Here is a 17,239-nt window from a genome sequence, read left to right as displayed (position 1 = left end):
AATTTACCAGTGTCAGTTCTTTCCAAAAAGCTCGCCCAGCATGTCTTTTGAAAAATGATATTCTCCCTCGATATGCACGGAATCGGGGAGTGTTCCGAATCTATTCATGAGAAGGAGTTCACCTATTTCCTCCCGCATGACCCTGCTGATCCCGAATATTGAAGCTGTAGGCCTTGGATTTACATCCACGACATAAGGGAAATCAGAAAGAACAATATCCACGCCCACGTATCCAGAGCAGCCCAGGCATTTTACTGTGAATATTGCAGTCTCATAAAGTTCATTCTTTCTGGGAGTCTGGTAAGGGGTCAGGCTCCCGTTATATTTTATGCCCGATGCTCCGGTTTTCTCTGGATTTTTTCCTTCCACGCCCCTGTTCTCATAAAATTCGATAAACTGCCGGTTTACCGCAAGTGGAAGCGTCTTTTTTCCTGCAATAAGGCTTACGCTCAGGTGTTCTCCTTCGACGTATTCGCTTGCAATGAACTCGCCGGTGTTTTCAAAATCCGTAACCAGATACGTTTCCTCTGCCCCGCATCCGAACCTTGGCTTTATAACATACTTTTTGCCTTTTTCTGCTTTCTGTGCAATTTCAGGGGCATTAATTCCCGCTTTTTTCAGGATTTCCGTGCACAGGAGTTTGTCTGCACAGCAGGCTGCAGCGTCGGGAGAGCACCCGAGGTTTACGGTATTCTCTTCAAGAATCCTGTTCAGCTCCGGAAGCATTCCGTCTGGAGCAATAAGCAGTCCGGCGTCACACTTCTTTGCTTCCCGTTCAATTACCTGCCTGAAGCTTTCAGCAGTTGACTTCAATGCTGTGCCTGCACCGATTTCAGTTCCTGCAGCAGGGTAATATACCTCATGCCCTGCGCGGACAAAGCTTTCTGCAAGCGTTTTCAGCATAGCTGCTCCTTCAGGAATAAGAGACTTTTCAATATCAGTGCCCACAGCAAATTCTGCAATCAGGATTTTCATCGGAAAAGAAAAACCCGGTCATTTTATATTACTTTTTGTCTCCCGAGTTTCGCTTCGGGAGCACGAGGTCCTTCCCGAATTGCGCCTCGGGAGTACGCGGTCCTTTTCGCTTCGCTCAAGAGGACTACTTTGGAAGTTATAAAGTGAACTGAGTTCGAGAGGACTGCTCAATTCTTTTCGTTCAACTTTTTGCTCAGCTTCGTTCTCTTTTTGTGGAAAAGACGCCAGACAGGCTGGGGAAGGTCCGGGAAATATGATTTAAAAAATTCCTTTTTGGGGAGGAGAGGAAAATTTTCCTCTACTTCTGGCGGGCTGCCAGAGAAGCAGGAGAGGCGTTTTAAGTTGAAATTTGAAATCAAACAGGATAGTGGGGGGAGTTTTTTAGTTAGAAGGGACAGGGCAGGACAATAGAAAGTTACGCTAACAAAATTATGAAGGGATGTGAAGGAAAAAAGAAAGTTAAGCAACTGAGCTGGAGATTTAAGTAAAAGTTTATATAATTTATATAGTTTATAGCTTAAAAAATAAACACATAATATTAACGGTGGCTGGTAAAATCAACAGCAGAAACCCAAATTCTCAGTCTTTGTTTGAAAATCCTTTTGTCAAGACCCTTGCTGTCGCGTTGCTTATGGGTATATTTCTGGTTGACATGGGGCTCGGGTTATTTGATATATTCTCATCTAAATCGAGTCCCCTGCCTACGGCGTTTGTGCTCATGATTTTTGCAGTGATGTTTATTGGTGGGATGGTTTTTTATGAGAAACAGGGCCTTAATACTGTGAGTTCCCTTGTTGCAGGAGCTTTTGCAGGTTTCGGGCTTTCCTTCGTGTTTGTCACTCTCGTGGGAGGCGTTCAGTTTGCTCTGGGAGGAGGCATTTCCGCTCTCGGATGGGAACAGGTTATCTCGGCAGTTGCGGCCTGCATGATTGCAGGTATAATAATGATCAAAGCACTATCTCATAAACTTGAGAACCACTCTTACTGATTTTTCTTTTTTTCTTCTTTCTAAAGAGGATTTACCACCCAGCCGATAGAAAAGTATTTATAGAATTACAAACAATCACAGATCAGGACGAGCGAGACCGTTAGAATAATTTCATGGGGATTGATACATGAAAAAGTCCAGGAAAAAGGAAAACATGGATTCTAAAGAAGGAAACCAGAAAGAGGCTGAAAGTTCCGAAACCCGGAATTCAGAATCTTCGGCTGAAAGAACCGGTGAAACAACAGTAAGCCCTGAAAAAGAACCTGTAAGTCCCGGGGCTGAGAAAAGCCCTGAAGCTGCCTGCAGGGAGGAAAACGAAATTCTCAAGGACCAGCTTATCCGGCTTGCAGCAGATTTTGATAACTTCAGAAAACGGACCGCACGTCAGATGGAAGAAAACCGGAAAGCTGTACTTGAACAGGTACTTCTTGACTTTGTAGAAGTAACAGATAACTTTGACCGTGCCCTGAAATCTGCACGTACTGCAGAAGACATGGGTTCAATCGTAAGCGGAATAGAGCAGCTTTCAAAGCAGTTTTTCTCTATCCTGGAGAAGTACGGGCTTGAAAGGATAAAATGCGAAAAAGCAGGCGAGTTTGATCCTCACAGGCATGAAGCTATCCAGCACATAGAAACCTCAGAAGTTCCGGATAACACCATTGTTGATGTTTACAAACACGGATATGCTTTGAACGACAAGATCGTCAGGCCAGCTCTTGTTTCAGTGGCGAGAAACCCTGACGAGACAGAGAAATAAAGTTAGTCAAAGTCAGTTACCTGGAATTTAGACTTAAACCAGATTTAAGTTAGATGAAGACTAAAAATTCAAGATTCAACTCAATTGCCAAAAGCGAAATCAAAGCTTCTAACCTCTGAGTAACAGAAGGACTTTATTAAATAACTTAACTCAGTAGTTTAGAAGGAAGTAATCTTTAAATCTCTCAGGCTGAGTAATTTGGCAAAATCAACTGAGCAATTTACTGAATTCGAGTAATTTAACTGAATTAATGGGGCTAATTGCTCCGATCAGGTAAAATTATTAATTATTCAAATCAGGCAACTTAACCTGAAATTTAACTATAATCTATCAGACAAATCAGGCAATATAATTTAAGAATTAATATAATTTAAGAATTAATATAATTTAAGAATTAACTATGAGGACATAATATGGCAAAGATACTGGGTATTGACCTTGGTACTACCAACTCATGTGTGGCAGTGATGGAAGGTGGAGAAGCTGTCGTGATCCCCAATGCCGAAGGCAGCAGAACAACTCCTTCAGTTGTCGGGTTTTCCAAGAAAGGAGAGAAACTAGTGGGCCAGGTCGCAAAGCGGCAGGCGATTTCAAACCCGGAGAATACGGTTTATTCTATTAAAAGGCACATGGGAGAAGCCAATTACAAAGTTACGCTTAACGGAAAAGCATACACCCCACAGGAAATTTCTGCAATGATCCTCCAGAAGCTCAAAACAGATGCAGAAGCTTACCTTGGAGAAACACTCAAACAGGCTGTCATTACAGTTCCCGCTTACTTCAACGATGCACAGAGGCAGGCTACAAAAGACGCAGGAGCAATTGCAGGGCTCGACGTCCTGAGAATCATAAATGAGCCCACAGCTGCAGCCCTCGCTTACGGGCTTGACAAAGGAGATATAGACCAGAAGATCCTCGTCTATGACCTTGGAGGCGGAACCTTTGATGTATCCATTCTGGAACTCGGAGGCGGAGTCTTTGAAGTGAAGTCCACAAGCGGAGATACCCACCTCGGAGGCGACGACTTCGACCAGCGCATTATGGATTACCTTCTTGCAGAATTCAAGAAATCAGAAGGAATTGACCTCTCCAAAGACAGGGCTGTACTCCAGCGCCTGAAAGATGCTGCTGAAAAAGCAAAAATTGAGCTTTCAGGTGTCGCAAGCACCAACATCAACCTTCCCTTCCTGACAGTAGGCACTGACGGGGAACCAAAGCACATGGACATCGACCTGACCAGAGCCCAGTTCCAGAAAATGACTGAAGACCTCCTGGAAAAGACCCTTGTATCCATGCGCCGCGCACTCAGCGATGCAAAGCTTACACCAAACGACATTGACAAAGTGATCCTTGTCGGAGGAGCTACAAGGATGCCTGCAGTAGTTGAACTTGTAGAAAACTTCACAGGTAAGAAGCCCTACAAAAACATCAACCCTGACGAGGCAGTTGCAATCGGTGCAGCAATTCAGGCAGGAGTCCTGGGCGGAGAGGTAAAAGATGTCCTTCTTCTCGATGTCACTCCCCTTACCCTGGGTATCGAAACCCTCGGAGGCATTGCAACCCCGCTCATCCAGAGGAACACCACCATTCCTACCAAAAAGAGCCAGATCTTCTCAACTGCAGCTGACAACCAGCCCTCAGTCGAGATCCATGTACTTCAGGGAGAGCGTGGAATCGCTTCCGAAAACAAGACCCTTGGAAGGTTCACTCTTGACGGCATACCCCCGGCTCCGAGAGGTATCCCGCAGATCGAGGTTACTTTCGACATTGACGCAAACGGTATCCTTCACGTGAGCGCAAAGGACCTCGGAACAGGCAAGCAGCAGTCCATTTCCATCCAGAAACCGGGCGGACTTTCCGATGCCGAAATCGAGCGCATGATCAAGGACGCAGAACTGCACGCAGAAGAAGACCGGAAGAGGAAAGAGGAAGTCGAGATCAGAAACAACGCCGAAGCCCTCATCAATGCTGCAGAAAAGACCCTCAAAGAAGCAGGGGATGCAGCCACCGAGGACCAGAAGTCAAAAGTCAATGCCGCAATTGAAGACCTGAAGAAGGCACTTGAAGGCAAGGACGCAGGAGATATTAAGGCAAAGACCGAGGCACTTCAGGAAGCCGTGTACCCGATCTCAACAGCCATGTACCAGAAAGCCCAGCAGGCTCAGCAGGCTGCAGGCGGAGCTGGGGGCCCTGATGCAAGAGGCCCTGACGAGAACGTTGTTGACGCCGACTACGAAGTGGTTGACGACGAAAAGCGTAAGTAATTAAAGAAGAATTAACACTAACAAAAAACGCCTGGGAATTCTCAGGCATGACCGGAAACCTGTTCACAGGTTCCGTCCCTTTATTTTTTTAAAACAACAGGGAATCCTGATGGCTACCACACGTGACTATTACGAAATTCTCGGATTATCCAAAGACGCTTCAGTCGAAGATATAAAGAAGACATACCGGAAGCTTGCCCTTAAGTACCATCCTGACAGGAACAAGGATCCTGGGGCTGAGGAGAAATTCAAGGAAATATCCGAGGCTTACGCCGTTCTTTCAGATACCGAAAAAAGGGCTCAGTACGACCGCTTCGGACATGCCGGAATCGATAACCAGTACAGTGCAGAGGACATCTTCCGGGGCGCGGACTTCGGCGGTTTTGGAGATATATTTGAAATGTTTTTCGGAGGCGGCAGAAGAGGAGGTCCTATGAGCCCGAGAAGAGGCTCAGATCTCCAGTACGACCTCTACATAACCTTTGAAGAAGCTGCTTTTGGAGTCCGTAAGGATGTCGATATTCCAAGGACAGAAAAGTGTTCTGCCTGTTCAGGCACAGGGGCAAAAGCAGGCACAAGCCCGAAACGCTGCCCTGGCTGCGGCGGCACAGGGCAGGTCCGTACCACCCGCTCAACTCTTGGAATGCAGTTCGTGAGCACAACAACCTGCAGTACCTGTCACGGCAGAGGCCAGATAATTGAGTCTCCATGCCCTGCCTGCAGCGGCGCAGGCAGAGTCCGAAACAAGAGAACAATAACAGTCAACGTGCCTGCAGGAGCGGACTCGGGCATGACCCTAAGGCTCAGCGGGGAAGGAGATGCAGGAGAACCGGGAGCATCTTCAGGAGATCTTTATATTGTCGTCCATGTAATGGAACACAAATATTTCAAGAGGGTTGACTACGATGTAATCTCCGAACTGCCAATATCCTTCACTCAGGCTGCACTCGGAGCGGATGTTATGGTAGATACCCTTTATGGCCAGGTCAAAATGAACATTCCCCCCGGAACTCAAACACACTCCGTATTCAGGCTTAAAGAGAAAGGTATACAGCGCATCCACGGGCACGGCAAAGGAGACCAGCTCGTAAGGGTTATAGTCAAGACCCCCACAAAGCTCACTCAGGAGCAGAAAGAACTTCTTCGCCAGTTAGAATATCTGAGCAATGGAAAGAGGTCCGAAGCAGAGGAAAAGGGAAGAGCTGAAAGGCAAAAAAACGAGAAACCCAGGAAAAGCAAAGGACTGTTTGAAAAGGTAAAAGATGCCTTTGAAAGTTGAATATAAGGCATTTTGCTTAAATATTACCTTTTTACCTCCTTTTCTCAGATTTATATCTCTTTTCCCTTTTTTAACCTTTTTTTTTGATTATAATTTTTCATGCAGGATTCTTTTTTAGTAAGATTTTGTCCTGTAACGAAAATTTGAAAAACTTTTATATACACCTGTTAAATTCTATGCTTAAGAATATAGCTATTTCGCAAAAGCATAAGTTTGAGAAATTCCGGTTTTGTAAAACGTTTAATTTCCAGAGATGGTCAACACGCTGAGAAACTTTACTTCAACTCATCACATATCGGGCAGCGAATTAAATATCAATATTATGCCCGGGATCTTACTTACGCTTACATTAGTGTTAATTAATATAGTTTTAATCAGTTTTATTCTGGCTGCTTTTACTCCACTTACTTTTACTTTAATTCTTTTGATTTTAATTAATGTTTATACCTGTCAAGCCTGTATTCATTTCTTCTTGTTCAAGAATTTCTGCAGTGGCAGACTCATTAAAAACAGTTTTTTTGAAGGTGTTCTATGAAGGCTGTAATTATTGGTGCAGGGGAAGTAGGCTATCATATTGCAAAGGCTCTCTCTCCTAAAAATGATGTGGTAATTATAGAGAAAGACGAGGACGCTGCAAGAAGGGCAGATGAACTTGACGTGCTCGTAATTGAAGGAAACGGCGCAAACGCAGAGATCCTTTCAAGAATCCTGCAAAATGCAGACCTCCTTGTAGCTGTTACTGGCGTTGATGAAGTTAATATCGTTGCCTGCATGACTGCAAAACTGATTACAAAAAACAAAACCGGCTGGAAGGATACAAAAACCATAGCAAGAGTCAGTAATCCCGATTACATAGATTCTCCGGTTACATCACGAGCTCAGGTTGGAGTTGACCTGATGATCTGCCCTGAACTTGCACTCGCTTCTGAAGTGGCTGATATACTCTCAAGCCCTTCAGCAATAGATGCTGAAATGTTTGCCGAAGGAAAAGTAAAGATGACGGAATTTGCAATAAGTCCAGGAAGCAAACTCGTTGGAAAGCAGATCCAGGACCTCAGGCTTGCTGATTCCTGCATTGTCAGTGCTGTTTTCAGGGAAGACGAAATAATTATCCCTCACGGAGACGATTTAATCAAAGCAAATGACCACATGGTAGTTGTGGGAAAGCCGGAAGCTATGGAGGATCTTGAGAGTGTTTTTGGGAGTGAAGTGCCTCACAGGACAAGAATTCTCCTTATCGGCTGCGGAATTGTAGGCTTATATCTGGCAAAACTGATCGACAGAGAGGAGAACGCTGATCTGAGAATTATTGAGCAAAGCAAGAGCCGCTGCATAGAAGTGGCTGATATACTTGAAAATGCCCTTGTGCTTAATGGAGACGGCACTGATGTCAGCCTTCTCAGAGAAGAGAACATTGAGGATATGGACGTTGTTGTTGCGATTACAGACAGCGATGAAAAGAACCTTCTCTGTGCCCTGCTCGCAAAACAGCTGGGGGCAAAAAAGGTAATTGCAAGGGCGGACCGCTCGGACTACCTGCCTCTTTTTGAGATGGTTGGAATAGATATGGCTGTAAGTCCAAGAGAAGCAACAGTAAACGAAGTCCTCAAACTTACCATGGGAAGAGGCATACAGACACTTACAACCATCGAAGGCGAGAGAGCCGAAATTATAGAATATACGGCATCCGAGAAATCAAAGATTGTAGGCAAGCCTTTGAACAAAGTGAAGTTCCCGAAAGGGTCCCTTATCAACATGGTAGTACGCGGACAGGAAACTATAATTCCAAGAGGAGATTTTATTGTCAATGAAGGAGACCGTGTAGTTATTTTTGCTATGGCTTCAGCAGTTTCTGAGGTAGAAAAGTTTTTCAAGTAAATATTAATGGGAGAGGGGTTTTCCATGAATAATAAAGCTGTTTTTAATGCTTTGGGTAGAATTCTGGTACTTCTGGCTTTTACAATGCTTGTTCCTCTTTTAGTGGCTTTATACTATCATGAGCCACTGAAGCCTTTTATTGTTTCTATTCTCATAACCCTTCTTGCAGGTTTGCTCCTTACACGCATTAAAAGCAGTGTTGAATGGCAGCAGAAAGAAGCTCTCGCTATTGTGGCTCTAACATGGCTTTCAGCAGCTATTTTTGGTGCGATTCCTTTCCTTTTTGAGGGAATCTCTTTTATTGATGCAGTTTTTGAGACAATGTCGGGTTTTACTTCAACCGGATCTTCAATTCTTGTGGATATTGAGGCTCTTTCAAGGAGTCTTCTTTTCTGGCGATCCTTTAACTCATGGCTTGGAGGCATGGGAATTATCGTGCTCTTCATTGCCATCCTGCCCAAACTCGGAGTTGCAGGGCGACAGCTCTTCAGGGCTGAGGCTCCAGGACCTACCGAAGATAAGCTCAAACCAAGGATAAAAGATACTGCAAAAATCCTGTGGGCACTATATATTGTGATTTCTGCTTTTGAAATTGTTGCGCTGGATCTTGCAGGAATGTCACTGTATGATGCCGTCACACATACTTTTGCCTGTATGGCCTGCGGAGGTTTTTCGACTTACAACGCCGGGATAGAAGCTTTTCACAGCCCTCTTATCGAGTTTATTCTTACCTTTTTTATGTTTGCAGCAGGAGCAAACTTTGCACTATATTACAGGGCGATTTTTATTGACAAGAACTTTCTTCTCAAAGATGAGGAATTCAGGACATATACCTTTATTCTCCTGGGATTTGCAGGCCTGCTAACCCTGGTTCTTTATAAAGATATGGAATTTTCCCTTTTCAATTCTTTCCGCTATGCCATATTCCAGATTACTTCTATCATGACAGCAACTGGTTTTGCTTCAACTGATTTTAACCAGTGGACAGACTCAGCAAAGGTTCTGGTTTTTGCAGTCATGTTCATAGGAGGCTGTGCAGGTTCTACGGGTGGAGGCCCGAAGGTTGTGCGTTTTCTTCTGGTGCTAAAGTATGCGAGGAGAGAATTGTTTAAAGTTATTCATCCAAGGCTTATCAAGCCTATCAAATTCAATAACAAAGCAGTGCCGGATGATGTATTACAATCCATACTTTCTTTTATTGTGATTTACATATTAGTTTTTATCTTCAGTGCGATGCTCCTTACTTTACTTGGAGTTGATATGGTCAGTTCTGCCACCGCTTCGATTGCAACTCTTGGGAATATAGGACCTGGTTTTAATGTAGTCGGGCCTATGGCAAACTTTGCATCACTCCCTCCCCTGGGAAAAATCATACTGATAAACAATATGTGGGTCGGGAGACTTGAGGTTTATACTGTACTTGTGCTTTTTACAAGTGACTTCTGGCATTCCTGAACGGATTTTCACAGGTGCTAAAAAACATTGATGTGCCTGATTTTTCAGGCTTATTTTTTTGATATGTACATTTCGTAAAAACATAAGCCTCTAACTTCTTCCATCCGTAAATTTGGCTTAATATCCATCATTCTTAATTTTTTACTCTTTGATTCTTTTTCATTTTTTTCACATCACATGATTCCTTAGAAACCCGCCCAATTACGGTTCACATTTCCAAAGACTACTTAAGCAAATAAGAGCAATTTATCTGGAAGTAGTCTTTTCTTCAAGGGAGTCTTATGAAAGCGGTGGTTATCGGCGCAGGTGAAGTCGGGTATCATATAGCAAAGTTTCTTTCCCTCACGCACGATGTGGTTGTCATAGAGAAGGATGAGGATGCACTGAAAAGGGCAGATGAACTGGATGTTCAGGTTGTGGAAGGAAACGGTGCAAATGCGGATATTCTTGCAAGTATCCTTCCTGATGTGGATATTCTCGTTGCTGTCACAGGGGTTGATGAAATCAATATAGTTGCCTGTATGACTGCAAAGCTTATCATAAGGTCCCATCCTGGCTGGAAAGAAACAAAAACCATTGCCAGAGTCAGCAACCCTGACTACATTGATGTGCCTGTTACTTCCAGAGCTCAGGTGGGGGTGGATGTTATGATATGTCCCGAGCTTGCTCTTGCCTCGGAAGTTGCAGAGGTGCTTTCAAACCCCTCTGCAATAGATGCGGAAATGTTTGCAGGGGGCAAAGTCCAGATGATGGAATTTGCCATCCACCCTGACAACAGGCTTGCAGGAAAGCATATGCAGGACCTCGAACTTGACGACTGCTGCATTGTCAGTGCGATATTCAGGGAAAACGAAATAATCATCCCTCACGGAGACGACCTGATCAAGGCAAATGACCACATAGTAGTTGTAGGCAAACCAAGAGGCATGGAAAACCTTGAGAAATTTTTTGGAAATGAAGAGCCTCACAGAAATAAAATTCTCCTTATTGGCTGCGGAATTGTAGGCTTTTACATTGCCAAGATTATAGACAGGGATGAGAATACAGACCTTAAAATTATTGAATACAGGAAAAGCCGCTGTATAGAAGTTGCCGAGATTCTTGAAAATGCCCTTATACTCAACGGGGACGGCACTGATGTCAGCCTTCTCAAAGAAGAAAATATAGAGGAGATGGACGTTGTTATAGCGGTTACTGACAATGATGAAAAAAACCTCCTCTGTTCCCTGCTTGCAAAGCAAATGGGCGCAAAAAAAGTGATTGCTAGAGCTGACCGCTCGGACTATGTTCCTCTTTTTGAGATGGTTGGAATCGATATTGCGGTAAGCCCCAGAGAAGCGACAGTAAATGAAGTCCTCAAGCTTACCATGGGAAAAGGCATAGAAGCCCTTGCGACGCTTGAGGGTGAAAAAGCAGAAATTATCGAATACACTATATCAGGGCAATCAAAAATCGCAGGAAAGCCTCTCAACAAGATTAAATTCCCTAAAGGTTCAATTGTTACCATGATAGTTCACGGCGACGATGTCATTATCCCGAGAGGAGATTCCATCATCCTGGAAGGGGATAGAGTTATTGTCTTTGCTCTTTCTTCTGCAGTCAGATCTGTTGAGAAATTATTTAAATAAGGAATGAGCACAGATCTCTTTTCACTGCCCCTCATGAAGATAAGTTGTTAAATAAGGAATAAATACAAATACATCCAAAAAGTCATAAGTTTCAAAAAAAGAGGGTCCATGAATATAAAGATTGTTTTTTATGTGCTTGGAGGTTTACTCAGGCTTCTCGGGATACTCATGGTGGTTCCCCTCGGAGTTGCGTACTACTATGGAGAAAATCTGACGCCTTTTCTTGTATCTATAGTAATAACCGTCCTTACCGGCTTAATCCTGCTCTCCTATAAAACCGACGAAGAATGGATGCGCAAAGAAGGATTTGCAATCGTTGGCCTTGGCTGGTTTGCTGCTGCAGTTTTCGGAGCAATTCCTTTTATGCTTGACGGGATTTCTCCCCTTAACGCCCTTTTTGAATCCATGTCGGCCTTTACCACCACAGGTTCGACAATTCTTACCGATATAGAAAGCCATCCCAAAGGCATCCTTTTCTGGAGGGGGATGATGCAGTGGCTCGGAGGCATGGGAATTATAGTGCTTTTCGTGGCGATTCTGCCCAAACTCGGAGTCGCTGGCCGACAGCTCTTCCGGGCTGAAGCTCCTGGACCAACCGAGGATAAGCTGAAACCAAGAATAAGGGAAACCGCAAAGATCCTGTGGATGGCCTACTTTGTAATCTCGCTCGCCCAGGTTATCTCTCTCCTTCTTGCAGGACTTTCTCTATACGATGCAGTAAATCATACTTTTACCACAATGGCTTGCGGAGGTTTCTCAAATTATGGGCTGAGTATTGGAGCTTTTAAAAGCCCTCTCGTTGAGTACATAATAACTTTTTTTACTTTTGTTGCAGGTGCAAACTTTGCTCTCCATTACAGAGCGATTTATATTGACAAGGACTTCCTTCTTAAAGACGAAGAATTCAGGTTTTATACCGCTATTGTCCTTTCAGCAAGCGGACTCCTTACCCTTTTGCTCTGGAGGGACATGGGTACAGGCCTTTTTGATTCATTCAGATTTGCAATTTTCCATGTTGTCACTATTATGACAAGTACAGGGTTTGCGACAACAGATTTTAATCTCTGGTCAGAATCTGCGAAAATGGTGCTTCTTGTAGTTATGTTCATAGGCGCCTGCGCCGGTTCTACAGGAGGAGGAATCAAGGTTGTGCGCATTCTTATTTTACTCAAGCACAGCAGGGCAGAATTATTCAAGGCCCTTCATCCAAGAGCCATAAAAAGTGTCAAATTCAACAATAAAGCCGTGCCTGATGAGATTATCGGCTCTATTGTCTCATTTGTTGTTATATATCTCCTCGTCTTTCTCACAAGTGCACTCATTCTCTCAGTTCTGGGAATGGACATCATAACCTCGATTACCGCTTCCATAGCTACCCTTGGCAATATAGGTCCGGGTCTGAATGTGGTAGGGCCTATGGGCTCTTTTGACCCCATTCCTCCTCTAGGAAAATTAATTCTGATAGCGAATATGTGGATTGGAAGGCTTGAAATATACACTGTAATCGTTCTCTTTACGCCGGAGTTCTGGAATAAATGATTAAATGAAAAAATTCAAATGACCCGAGAAAAGCAAAGTTTCAGAGAAACAGGGCTTGTAGAGAAGCTATTTAAAAGATGTGAATAAACAAAAAAACAGAATAAAGATGCCTGAAAAAACAGGCATTATGTCTTATTTTTTATTACTTCTTTTGCTGCATCCTTGAAAAGTACACGAAGGTCCCAGAGAAGTTTTTTATTGGCCCTAAAGAGGGCATGAAGCAGGTCAAGGAGGCGCATACTCTCGAATTTAACATCTTTTAAGGAATATGCAAGCGAGTCAAGGTCGGCATCGGTAAGGTTGATAAAGCAGTTCTTTACGATAAGGCTCATATCGATATCATGACCTACAGTAGCTCTCCACCTTTTCTCATATACCTCTTCAAGCTTTTCCAGAGAGACATCTCCTGCAGATATGGCTTCGTAAGCAGCTTCTCCTGCCAGTTTGCCTGCATCCATGGCATTCAGTATCCCGCCGCCTGTGATCGGGTCGGACTGACGTGCAGCATCTCCCACAAGCATCAGCCCGTTAGCTGAGGTTTTCTCAATGCTGCCTGACACCGGAACTCCGCCAAAAACCATCTCAACTACGCGGGCACCAGGAAACCTTTTTTGCAGGAATTTGTCCAGATAATCAACAGGTCTCGGCTTGAATTTTCCCATTTTGCTTCCAAGGATACCTATCCCGACATTGGCTTTGCCTTCTCCTTTGGGAAAAACCCAGACATAGCCTCCGGGAGCGATCTCGCTTCCTATGTAGAACTCGCAGTATTCCTGGTTTACATCCGCACCTGCTATCAGGTACTGGGCACAGGTCTCAATATCTACGGGCTTCAGTGAGGTATCGATTCCTGCCCATCTTCCTACTTTTGATTCGACTCCGTCAGCTCCTATTACTATTCTGGAACGCACCTCGTATTCTTTTCCGAGATGCATGAGCCTGGCTCCTTTTACAAAGCCGTCTTCAATGATAAGACCTGTAGCCCTTGTTTTTACCCTTACTTCAGCCCCGGCTGTAGCAGCCTGTTCTGCAAGGGCGCGGTCAAAAACCTTTCTCTCAAGAACGTAACCTACCTCTCCTCCGGAGATTTCTTCGGCCATCTCTATTCTTGTGCCGTCAGGGGAGAAAATATAGGAACCTTTCAGGTCAGCACAGATCCAGCGTTTGTCAATTTCGACATGTTTTTTAAGGTACTCTTTGTTCACACCTTCAGCACAGCGTACAGGATCACCTATTTCCTGACGTTTTTCAATTAAAAGTACATCAAGCCCTTTTTCAGCGGCTGTTTTTGCAGCGATGGAACCTGCAGGACCGGCTCCTATAACCAGAACATCGTACTTGTCCTTCATTTCATTACCTCGATTGCTCCCACAGGGCATATGCGATCACATATCCCGCATACGATACAGACACTTTCATCTACTTCAATCCAGGTTTCTACAAGTTCAAGTGCTCCTTTAGGACAAACTCCCACACAGGCCCCACAATATCCACATTTATATCTATTTATGTTGATGCTCACCAGCTCACCTGTCAAATTTAAAGGTAAATCATGATCTTTAACCAGTAGATACTGTCTTTTTTGAGAAAGATTCAGCGTAAATGGAAATGCATGGTAATGCAGTCCCACATTATTTAAATTGATAAATGTAACGGAATTCCCGAGAGTATCTTTTCAAATTATATTTATCAATCTTATGATTTATTAATAAACCTTTTTCCAGCTTTCTGGAATCTTCTTTTGTTACATAAACTTCCTTTTCAGGAAGATAAGACTCGAATTCAGACTAATTATTTCGGGAGAATTACTCTTTTGAATAGTTTCCACAATTAATGTATTTATTTAGTTTAAAGTTATTGGCTCTATTAAACCCAGTTTTCTGAAGTCCTCTCCTTCTCAGAGGACTTTCTTTTATTCCTTCAACTGAAGCCTGAAATTCTAATTGCTCTTTTTTACAATATTCTCTGTCAGGAGATCAACAAAAATATCCATTATTTCAGAAAAATCCTCATCTTCAATTTCATTCCTGAAATGGATAAGAGAAAGAACCGCCTGCGTTGTTTCGGCAAGAATCCTGGCTGGTTTATCAATCAGGAGACCGGCTGCTTCCCATTCTTCAAAGAAAGGCAGAATTGTAGCCACATTATCCCTGCAAATCTTTTTAATTTCTTCCTCTGAAGACCGGAAAATTTTCAGTTCAAGATGCTCTTTCTCGATGAAAACTTTTCTCCAGATCGGGTGGTTATTAACGATATTAAGCACATACTGAAGATAAGCTCTGATAGCCTTGTCGGGTTCAGCCCTGTATTTCAGGAAGGAATTTTCGAGTATGCTGTCCTTTAAAGCCTCCCGTTCTTCCTTAAAGATCTGCAGAAAGAGGTCCTCTTTGCTGTCAAAAAAGGAGTAAAAAGAACTCTTGGAAATTCCCAATCCCTCAGTAAGATCCTCAATACTGGTTTTCTTAACGCCGTATCTGGCAAAGCAGTCCTTCCCGCGGCTCATAATATTTCTTTTTATGATCTCCCTTTCTTCATCTGTAAAAGATCTCAGTGGCTCACCTCTTCTGGGAACAGCCTCCCGGGTTTTGTTGAGTAAATAAAATCTGAACTTATGAATTCAAGAATAAAAAACCAGTAAGATCAATGAATTATTGATTTTTTTGGTCATAGCTTAATGTATATATTAGTTATTTAAAATTTTTGGCAACTATCCAGCCTGTCAAAAAATGTTATTGATATTGCTTTTAATGATAATTATGAATATGATGAAAATCGATGAATATGAAAACAGGTTTATGAACATCATAATCACAAGATTTATATCACGATTCCGACCAGTTAAAATTCTCCAGTTTTCGAGGTAGTGGAACTGACTCAAAGCCAATTTGGCATCGTAATCAAGCTGCATTTGTGCTTTCGATAACAATTCACGAATTCATTTTGGAACTGAGTCGTTAAAAAGCAACTTACATCATATGGGTGAAATAATGAAAAAAACACTGATTGTATTGTTAGTATTGTTTGGCGTATTCCTCGCAACAGGATGCGTGGAAGATAAATCTGTAACTCCAGCTGAAGAAGAGGCAGCTGAAACACCGACTGTTACTGAAACGCAGAATGTGACAGAGTCAACAGGACTGAAAGAATTCACACTTGAAGAACTTGCAGAATACGACGGAAATAATGAGGATGGGACTATATACGTTGCTTATCAGGGCCAGGTCTATGACGTCTCTTCTGATAGTAAGCTCTGGAGAAATGGCGATCACGAGGGATGCCCTGCCGGGATAGACGTTACAGGAATGATAGAAAACACACCACATGGAGCTGAAATAATGAATAAATATCCTGTTGTCGGGACTTTAAAAGAATAACATCTCTGTAACCTGCAGTCAGCATTTTAAATAATGCGACATCTATTTGAAGAACCGCCAGAAAAACTGGCGGAGACATTTTTTCGTATCCTCTTCAAATTGTATGGATAAAAGTAAATTTCACATATTTGCTGGAAATTTTAAAAAAGTCCCATGAAAATAATTCATGGGAACGAACATTTCACAAGATCACATTTTTCAGCTTATTGTCAGATACCCCGTATCAAACCCTGTAATCGAAGACGTTTCAGAGTTCGCATTTGCCCTGAAAAGCTTGCGCCCGGATGCAGCTCCATCAGGAACAGTTACTTTCACCGGGATCAGAACTTCTTCTCCTGCTTTGAGAGTTATAGTTTTCTCAGTCCAATTAAACCAGGACAGATCTACCTGATAGGAAGCAGGAAGTTCACTGACACTGATCCTAACTTTAAAAGTGTCGTCGATGTTCTGAGTATTTTTCACTTTGAGATTCAGGGAAACAGTATTTCCTGCTGTAACACTGCTGGCTCTGGGCGAAACAGCAATATTAGCTCCACCTGACAGTTTGACTACACTATAAGGTACTGAAGTTTCAGCAGTGTTTCCAGCTGCGTCAGTTGCATTTATTGACAGAGAATAGTTCCCGACTGAAGAAGGAGCGGTTATGCTGCCCTGCCAGATGCCATCCGTTTTTGTGAGCTGGAGATCTCCTGCCGTAACCGCAGTTACTCCAGTGTCATCAGTTGCATTTACACTGATGTTGATTGTGGAACCTGCGGTTGTGTTGGCAGGGAATAGAACTACCGACTCAATCACAGGGTTTGTCGTATCTGGAGTTTCCGGAGTTGAGACTACGATGTAATCTGTTTTGATCTCACTGTCACTTCCATCGTCATTTGAAACCGTGAGGCTCACAGAATAAGTACCGGTTGATGTGTAAATATGCGAAGGGTTCTGCTCGGTAGTATTGGTACCGTCTCCGAAATCCCAAAGCCATGAGGTTGGCGTACCTGTGGACTGATCAGTGAAATTTACAGTAAGAGGAGCATTACCACTCGTTACATCCGCAGCAAAAGCAGCATCAGGCAATGATGGTGAAGCTGACGGATATCTTACACTCATG

At 43.3% G+C, this 17,239-nt stretch carries 14 protein-coding genes; 9 read left to right on the top strand and 5 right to left on the bottom strand.

Annotation, left to right across the window (positions count from 1 at the left end; translation table 11 throughout):
- Window positions 1-12: 12 nt before the first annotated feature.
- Entirely contained in the window at window positions 13-975 is a 963-nt protein-coding gene (locus tag PLL47_RS04720) for an ATP-grasp domain-containing protein (RefSeq protein ID WP_324445049.1), read from the bottom strand.
- Window positions 976-1,561: 586 nt separating this feature from the next.
- On the opposite strand from PLL47_RS04720, the gene PLL47_RS04715 reads away from it, so the two are divergent.
- The 8 genes from PLL47_RS04715 to PLL47_RS04680 all read left to right on the top strand — a co-directional run bounded on the left by PLL47_RS04715 (window position 1,562) and on the right by PLL47_RS04680 (window position 12,763).
- Window positions 1,562-1,963: a heat-shock protein gene (locus tag PLL47_RS04715; protein ID WP_324445048.1), complete on the top strand. Its 402-nt coding sequence runs from the start codon at window positions 1,562-1,564 to the stop codon at window positions 1,961-1,963.
- Window positions 1,964-2,090: 127 nt separating this feature from the next.
- Entirely contained in the window at window positions 2,091-2,720 is a 630-nt protein-coding gene (gene grpE / locus PLL47_RS04710) for a nucleotide exchange factor GrpE (protein WP_324445047.1), read from the top strand.
- Window positions 2,721-3,133: 413 nt separating this feature from the next.
- Window positions 3,134-4,984, top strand: a complete 1,851-nt coding sequence (gene dnaK / locus PLL47_RS04705) for a molecular chaperone DnaK (protein ID WP_324445046.1) — start codon at window positions 3,134-3,136, stop codon at window positions 4,982-4,984.
- A gap of 109 nt (window positions 4,985-5,093) precedes the next feature.
- A complete protein-coding gene (gene dnaJ / locus PLL47_RS04700; RefSeq protein WP_324445045.1) occupies window positions 5,094-6,263 on the top strand; it encodes a molecular chaperone DnaJ in 1,170 nt (389 codons plus the stop codon).
- Window positions 6,264-6,794: 531 nt separating this feature from the next.
- The gene (trkA, locus tag PLL47_RS04695; protein ID WP_324445044.1) at window positions 6,795-8,141 is read left to right on the top strand and encodes a Trk system potassium transporter TrkA; all 1,347 of its coding nucleotides are present in this window, start codon (window positions 6,795-6,797) and stop codon (window positions 8,139-8,141) included.
- A gap of 24 nt (window positions 8,142-8,165) precedes the next feature.
- On the top strand, window positions 8,166-9,596 hold the full coding sequence (locus PLL47_RS04690) for a TrkH family potassium uptake protein (RefSeq protein WP_324445043.1): 1,431 nt from the start codon (window positions 8,166-8,168) through the stop codon (window positions 9,594-9,596).
- Window positions 9,597-9,877: 281 nt separating this feature from the next.
- The gene (gene trkA / locus PLL47_RS04685; protein WP_324445042.1) at window positions 9,878-11,224 is read left to right on the top strand and encodes a Trk system potassium transporter TrkA; all 1,347 of its coding nucleotides are present in this window, start codon (window positions 9,878-9,880) and stop codon (window positions 11,222-11,224) included.
- A gap of 108 nt (window positions 11,225-11,332) precedes the next feature.
- Window positions 11,333-12,763 carry a TrkH family potassium uptake protein gene (locus PLL47_RS04680; protein WP_324445041.1) on the top strand — a complete coding sequence of 477 codons (1,431 nt, stop codon included), beginning with the start codon at window positions 11,333-11,335 and terminating at the stop codon, window positions 12,761-12,763.
- A 125-nt stretch (window positions 12,764-12,888) separates the two neighbouring features.
- Here PLL47_RS04680 and PLL47_RS04675 read toward each other — a convergent pair whose 3' ends face one another.
- From PLL47_RS04675 to PLL47_RS04665, 3 genes are all read right to left on the bottom strand, one after another.
- The gene (locus PLL47_RS04675) at window positions 12,889-14,112 is read right to left on the bottom strand and encodes a digeranylgeranylglycerophospholipid reductase (RefSeq protein WP_324445040.1); all 1,224 of its coding nucleotides are present in this window, start codon (window positions 14,110-14,112) and stop codon (window positions 12,889-12,891) included.
- Complete coding sequence (locus PLL47_RS04670) at window positions 14,109-14,285, bottom strand: 4Fe-4S binding protein (protein WP_048140861.1); 177 nt, start codon at window positions 14,283-14,285, stop codon at window positions 14,109-14,111. Before PLL47_RS04670 ends, PLL47_RS04675 begins: the two co-directional genes overlap by 4 nt.
- Before the next feature lie 417 nt (window positions 14,286-14,702).
- Entirely contained in the window at window positions 14,703-15,266 is a 564-nt protein-coding gene (locus PLL47_RS04665; protein ID WP_324445039.1) for a TetR/AcrR family transcriptional regulator, read from the bottom strand.
- A 472-nt stretch (window positions 15,267-15,738) separates the two neighbouring features.
- Between PLL47_RS04665 and PLL47_RS04660 the strand changes: the two genes are divergently transcribed.
- Window positions 15,739-16,137 carry a cytochrome b5 domain-containing protein gene (locus PLL47_RS04660; RefSeq protein ID WP_324445038.1) on the top strand — a complete coding sequence of 133 codons (399 nt, stop codon included), beginning with the start codon at window positions 15,739-15,741 and terminating at the stop codon, window positions 16,135-16,137.
- A gap of 198 nt (window positions 16,138-16,335) precedes the next feature.
- On the opposite strand, the gene PLL47_RS04655 is transcribed toward PLL47_RS04660, so the two are convergent.
- On the bottom strand, window positions 16,336-17,239 hold a 904-nt coding region (locus PLL47_RS04655; protein ID WP_324445037.1), incomplete at its 5' end, for a PKD domain-containing protein.

Origin of the sequence: Methanosarcina sp. (assembly GCF_035390745.1) — an archaeon.
GTDB lineage: Archaea > Halobacteriota > Methanosarcinia > Methanosarcinales > Methanosarcinaceae > Methanosarcina.
This window is presented reverse-complemented; position numbering and strand designations above follow the sequence as displayed.

Excerpts from the sequence above, each read along its gene's own strand:
- PLL47_RS04660 (WP_324445038.1), top strand. The coding sequence starts at position 15,739 with ATGGGTGAAATAATGAAAAAAACACTGATTGTATTGTTAGTATTGTTT.
- grpE (WP_324445047.1), top strand. The coding sequence starts at position 2,091 with ATGAAAAAGTCCAGGAAAAAGGAAAACATGGATTCTAAAGAAGGAAAC.
- PLL47_RS04680 (WP_324445041.1), top strand. The coding sequence starts at position 11,333 with ATGAATATAAAGATTGTTTTTTATGTGCTTGGAGGTTTACTCAGGCTT.
- PLL47_RS04720 (WP_324445049.1), bottom strand. The coding sequence starts at position 975 with ATGAAAATCCTGATTGCAGAATTTGCTGTGGGCACTGATATTGAAAAG.
- PLL47_RS04690 (WP_324445043.1), top strand. The coding sequence starts at position 8,166 with ATGAATAATAAAGCTGTTTTTAATGCTTTGGGTAGAATTCTGGTACTT.
- PLL47_RS04675 (WP_324445040.1), bottom strand. The coding sequence starts at position 14,112 with ATGAAGGACAAGTACGATGTTCTGGTTATAGGAGCCGGTCCTGCAGGT.
- trkA (WP_324445042.1), top strand. The coding sequence starts at position 9,878 with ATGAAAGCGGTGGTTATCGGCGCAGGTGAAGTCGGGTATCATATAGCA.
- dnaK (WP_324445046.1), top strand. The coding sequence starts at position 3,134 with ATGGCAAAGATACTGGGTATTGACCTTGGTACTACCAACTCATGTGTG.
- trkA (WP_324445044.1), top strand. The coding sequence starts at position 6,795 with ATGAAGGCTGTAATTATTGGTGCAGGGGAAGTAGGCTATCATATTGCA.
- PLL47_RS04665 (WP_324445039.1), bottom strand. The coding sequence starts at position 15,266 with ATGAGCCGCGGGAAGGACTGCTTTGCCAGATACGGCGTTAAGAAAACC.
- dnaJ (WP_324445045.1), top strand. The coding sequence starts at position 5,094 with ATGGCTACCACACGTGACTATTACGAAATTCTCGGATTATCCAAAGAC.